At 58.1% G+C, this 5185-nt stretch carries 7 protein-coding genes; 5 read left to right on the top strand and 2 right to left on the bottom strand.

Annotation, left to right across the window (positions count from 1 at the left end; genetic code table 11):
- The coding region (locus Q0M35_RS17265) for an aldolase/citrate lyase family protein (protein ID WP_295317500.1) at window positions 1-163 on the bottom strand (163 nt) is incomplete at its 3' end.
- A gap of 327 nt (window positions 164-490) precedes the next feature.
- Here Q0M35_RS17265 and Q0M35_RS17260 point away from each other — a divergent pair.
- Window positions 491-823: a hypothetical protein gene (locus tag Q0M35_RS17260; protein WP_169641670.1), complete on the top strand. Its 333-nt coding sequence runs from the start codon at window positions 491-493 to the stop codon at window positions 821-823.
- 75 nt (window positions 824-898) lie between these two features.
- On the opposite strand, the gene Q0M35_RS17255 is transcribed toward Q0M35_RS17260, so the two are convergent.
- On the bottom strand, window positions 899-1654 hold the full coding sequence (locus Q0M35_RS17255; protein WP_295317499.1) for a sulfite exporter TauE/SafE family protein: 756 nt from the start codon (window positions 1652-1654) through the stop codon (window positions 899-901).
- Window positions 1655-1800: 146 nt separating this feature from the next.
- Between Q0M35_RS17255 and mdh the strand changes: the two genes are divergently transcribed.
- The 4 genes from mdh to Q0M35_RS17235 all read left to right on the top strand — a co-directional run.
- Entirely contained in the window at window positions 1801-2760 is a 960-nt protein-coding gene (gene mdh / locus Q0M35_RS17250) for a malate dehydrogenase (protein WP_295317498.1), read from the top strand.
- A gap of 476 nt (window positions 2761-3236) precedes the next feature.
- A complete protein-coding gene (sucC, locus tag Q0M35_RS17245) occupies window positions 3237-4430 on the top strand; it encodes an ADP-forming succinate--CoA ligase subunit beta (RefSeq protein ID WP_295317497.1) in 1194 nt (397 codons plus the stop codon).
- Window positions 4431-4433: 3 nt separating this feature from the next.
- A complete protein-coding gene (locus Q0M35_RS17240) occupies window positions 4434-4973 on the top strand; it encodes a hypothetical protein (protein WP_295317496.1) in 540 nt (179 codons plus the stop codon).
- Window positions 4970-5185 (top strand): hypothetical protein (locus Q0M35_RS17235; protein WP_295317495.1); only part of this gene is annotated, 216 nt, incomplete at its 3' end. The genes Q0M35_RS17240 and Q0M35_RS17235, both read left to right, overlap by 4 nt.

The following is a 5185-nucleotide window of genomic DNA, read 5'->3' as shown; positions in this document are numbered from 1 at the left end:
TTGCCAGAGTCGCGCGCGCGCCTTCTTTTTCTTCAGGGGCGACAGCATCTTCGAGATCGAAAATAACGGCATCCGCAGGCAGTTCGCGCGCTTTTTCCAACGCGCGGGTCCGGGAGGCCGGGATATAGAGAACAGACCTCAGGGGGCGGCTGGCTGATGACATGATGAAATCTCCGCGAAGATGGCGCATGCTGCGCGACAGAATATTTCCCGGAAAGACGCATTTTCTTTACTAAAACGCAAGTCCTCTTTCGCTGCATTGCAGCAAATATCAAATGCAACCTTTTGCGTCCGGCCGGTTAACCAATATTTCAGGGCTGTCACTGATAGTCAGGACATCGGTATTTCTGCTGCCAGGGGCCGGCACAAGCGCTGTTCAGCACGCGGCAGAAAAATCGCCATTTCTTGAACCGGGGCCGCCCGGTCATCGCCGGGAACCGGCATAGTGATGACAGCGGGTGACGCCTTTCGAATGAAGGCAGACATAAGTATGACACGCATATCTAAACTTCTGCACCTGGGCGCATTGACGGCAGCGGCAGCTCTCTGGATCACATCAGTTACGGACGCGTCCGCGCAGAACACGCGCAACTGCGGCCCGCGCGAGGCAGTCGTAGATCGCCTGGCTCAGGGTTATGGCGAGAGCCGGCAGTCAATGGGTCTTGGCGCGAACAACGCGGTAATCGAGGTGTTCGCCTCCGATGAGACCGGCACATGGACGATTACAGTGACAACGCCGAACGGCCTGACCTGTCTTGTGGCCTCGGGCCAGTCTTTTGAGACACTTGCGGAAGCACTTCCGGCAAAAGGTAACGACGCCTGAACACGCGCGATCTTCCGGCCCGGTATGATGTTCCGGGCCCGGGCGGTTGCGTCGGACGAACATCCGTGCCTCGCGTCAGGTCAGACCGTCCCAGATCAGTTTCGCACCGGTTGCGGTGAGAAGCACATAGGTTACGAGAAAAAACAGATCCTGCGAAACTATCCGGTGTGCACGAACACCGAGCCAGGCTCCGAAAACCGCAAACGGCGCAAGCACAAGATTTGCCGTCAGCGTCTGCGATGTGAACATGCCCAGAAACGCATAGGGCACAAATTTGAAGATATTCACAACTAAAAAAACCAGTACCGTGGTTGCCTGGAACTCAGTTTTCGACAGGCGCAGTGACAAAAGATAAACGGCCGCAGGCGGCCCGCCGGCATGACTGACAAAGCTGGTGAAGCCTGCAACTGCCCCGGCCAGAGCTCCGATGCTGCGCGGCAGAACAGCCGGCGCGGGACGCAACAGACCGCAGCGCGTGGCCAGTTGCCACACGACAAACCCCACAGAAATCAGACCGATCAGCACTCGGAAGACATCCGGCTCGGCGACTTTGTAAAGTGCCGCTCCCAGCATCACGCCGGGCAGCGCCCCGAGTACGAGCAGAAATGCGGCCTCGGCATTCCATTTTCGCCAGTAAGGTCGCAATGTGCTGAAATCGATCAGCATGAGCAGCGGCAACATAACTCCAAGCGCAAGCCCCGGTTCGATCACCACCGCGAGCACACTTGCTGCGGCAAATGCCGCCCCGGAGCCGAAGCCGCCCTTGGAAATTCCGGCGAAAATGACCGCCGGTCCGGCTATGAGAAAAAATGTGAGGTCCAGCGAGAGCATGCCGCGCATTTCTGGCGGGAAACCCTGTGGGAGTCCACAATCTCTGCTGCAGACCCGCGTCATCGCCCTGTCGTGACCGAACTTGCGCAAGTTGCTGTGATTGGGTAGCACGTGGCCAACTTCAACCGCATGCGGAGCATTTAATAATGGCAAGACCCAAAATCGCACTGATCGGCGCCGGCCAGATCGGCGGCACGCTCGCCCACCTTGCAGCGCTCAAGGAACTTGGCGACGTCGTTCTGTTCGACATCGCCGAGGGCGTTCCCGAAGGGAAAGCCCTCGATATCGCGGAGAGCGGTCCGTCCGCGAAATTCGACGCAACCTTGTCCGGAACGCAGTCTTATGAGGATATCGCCGGGGCGGATGTCTGCATCGTGACGGCCGGTGTGGCGCGCAAACCCGGCATGAGCCGGGACGATCTGCTCGGCATCAACCTCAAGGTCATGAAATCCGTGGGCGAGGGCATTGCCGCACATGCACCTGAAGCCTTTGTTATCTGCATTACCAACCCGCTCGACGCAATGGTCTGGGCTTTGCGGGAATTTTCCGGCCTGCCGCATGAAAAGGTCTGCGGCATGGCAGGTGTGCTGGATTCCGCGCGCTTCCGGCACTTCCTCGCAGACGAATTCAACGTTTCCATGAAAGATGTCACCGCCTTTGTGCTGGGCGGCCATGGTGACACGATGGTACCGCTGGTACGCTATTCTACGGTGGCCGGCATCCCGCTACCGGATCTGGTCAAAATGGGCTGGACTACGCAGGAAAAACTGGATGCCATTGTGCAACGCACCCGTGATGGTGGCGCCGAGATCGTGGGCCTGCTGAAAACCGGATCGGCCTTCTATGCACCGGCGACCTCCGCAATTGAAATGGCAGAGAGCTATCTCAAAGACCAGAAACGCGTTCTGCCCTGTGCTGCATATGTCGATGGTGCTTACGGGCTGAAGGGTTTTTATGTAGGCGTTCCGACAGTTATCGGTGCCGGCGGCATTGAGCGCGTGGTCGAGATCAGCATGAACAAAGACGAGCAGACCATGTTCGACAATTCCGTTACTGCTGTCAAAGGTCTTGTCGAGGCCTGCAAAGGCATTGATAGTTCGCTCTGATACAAGTTGATGACTGAGGGCCCCGGGGCGATTCCGGGGCCCTCTTTTTTGCAGGTTGCCCATGATCCCGGGTCACGCTACCTGCGTTGCGGCATACCTTTTTATAATAACGCAAAAACGTCATTACCTGCCCGTCGTTTCCGGATATATCGCCCCATCGGAGCAGCGCCTTGACTGGCTGCAAAAAAACAATGGCATGAGGCCGGAGACCTTCGGGTTACTCTGACAGCCAGGCCAGAATCGTCCGTACTACCGCTCGACCGAGAGAAATAACCGAAAATCAGAATGATTCCTCTGCGGTCAGACTGCACCGGCATCATCCAGGCCTCTTGTGATCACAGTTTTTCAGCGTGTGATCACAAAATTCTCTTTTCCCCGGTATATTACCCGTTTGCTGAGAAAAACGGTTTTCTTCCGGCGCCTGACAAGGTGCAGTAGCTGCAAGAGAACCGATCAATCAGTACGGGACCAGAACGATGAATATCCACGAATACCAGGCCAAAGCATTACTTCGCAGCTATGGTGCACCGGTTTCTGACGGACGCGTCGTGCTCCGCGCCGAAGAAGCCAAAACCGCAGCCGGTGCCCTTGATGGCCCCCTGTGGGTGGTCAAGGCGCAAATCCACGCGGGTGGCCGGGGCAAGGGGACGTTCAAAGAAGCTGATGCCGGCGAAAAGGGCGGCGTGCGCCTGACAAAATCGGTTGAGGAAGCCGCCGAGGAAGCAAAGAAGATGCTCGGTCGCACGCTCGTCACGCATCAGACCGGTCCGGTCGGCAAACAGGTAAACCGGATCTACATAGAAGACGGATCGGGCATTGAAACCGAGCTCTATCTGGCACTGCTCGTGGATCGCCAGACCAGCCGGGTGAGTTTCGTCTGCTCCACCGAAGGCGGCATGGACATCGAAGAGGTTGCCGCCTCTACCCCTGAGAAAATCCTGAGCTTTTCTGTAGACCCTGCGACCGGCTATCAGCCGTTTCACGGGCGCCGCATTGCTTTTTCGCTCGGGCTTGAGGGCAAGCAGGTCAAACAATGTGTCGGCCTGATGGGGCTGCTGTACAAAGCCTTCATGGAAAAAGACATGGAGATGCTGGAGATCAATCCTCTGATCGTGACCGACAGTGGCGATCTGAAGGTGCTCGACGCCAAAGTGGCTTTTGACGGCAATGCGATCTATCGCCATGCGGATATCGCTGAGTTGCGCGACACCACAGAGGAAGACAGCAAAGAGCTTGAAGCCTCCAAATACGACCTCAACTACATCGCGCTCGATGGCGAGATCGGCTGTATGGTAAACGGGGCGGGTCTTGCAATGGCGACCATGGACATCATCAAGCTTTATGGTGCGGAACCTGCGAACTTTCTTGACGTGGGCGGCGGTGCAACAAAGGAAAAGGTCACCGAGGCCTTCAAAATCATCACCTCCGATCCGAACGTCAAAGGCATCCTGGTGAATATCTTTGGCGGAATCATGCGCTGTGATGTGATCGCCGAGGGCGTTGTGGCGGCGGTTAAAGAGGTGGGTCTTCAAGTGCCGCTCGTGGTGCGTCTTGAAGGTACCAATGTGCAACAGGGTAAAGACATCATCAACAACTCCGATGTTGATGTGATCGCCGCGGACGATCTCAAAGATGGTGCGCAGAAGATCGTGAAAGCCGTAAAGGGCTGAGGCGTGACCCGTTCCGGCCCTCTGCCCGGCGCTGTCGCCAGCGCGGCCGTGCTCCTTGGCGGATGCGCCACGGGAGACCGGTCGGCTGACGTGGCGGAGCTGGACAATACCTGGCGGGCCAACCTTGTGCCGAAAAGCAGCCCGGCGCGGATGGTCGGCACCTTTGAGCGCTTCTGTGTCGAGACCTCGGGGCTGGCGGCGCGGGAAACAGCGCTGCGGCGGGCGGGATATGTCGCACTGCCGGATCGTGGCACCCCGGGCACCCGGGCCTTCGTGGTGGACGATTCCAGGCCGGCGGTCGCAGTTTCCGAAAATATGTGCCTGGTGCAGGCGCGCGCGCGCACCGGCCAGACCGAGCAGTTTGAACGCTATGTGACGGTGCGGTTCCCTGAGGCTGTGAAGACCGATCCGGCACCCCTGGGCCGCTCAATCAGCGAGGCCTGGTCAGTGCCCGGCCCGGCGATTATCGCGACCGAGCGAGTTCAGGATGTGGACTGGAACAACTACGCCCTGATCTACTACCGGCCGGGGGGGGCGTCATGATCCGCTGCCTTCTTTGTCTTATTGTGATAACGCTTCACGCAGCACCTGCGGCGGCAGATACACAGACCCGGCTGCTCAGTCTCTGGACCAGGTATCTGCAGATGTGCGCGCCGATGCTGAGCGATCCGGCGACGCCCTTTTCGACGATTGCAAATGACGCAGTCGCAGAGCGCCCCGCGAGCTGGAGCACAAAGGACAATACGTTCCGCATG

It is taken from the genome of Roseobacter sp. (genome assembly GCF_024639605.1).
Taxonomy (GTDB): Bacteria; Pseudomonadota; Alphaproteobacteria; order Rhodobacterales; family Rhodobacteraceae; genus Roseobacter.
This window is presented reverse-complemented; position numbering and strand designations above follow the sequence as displayed.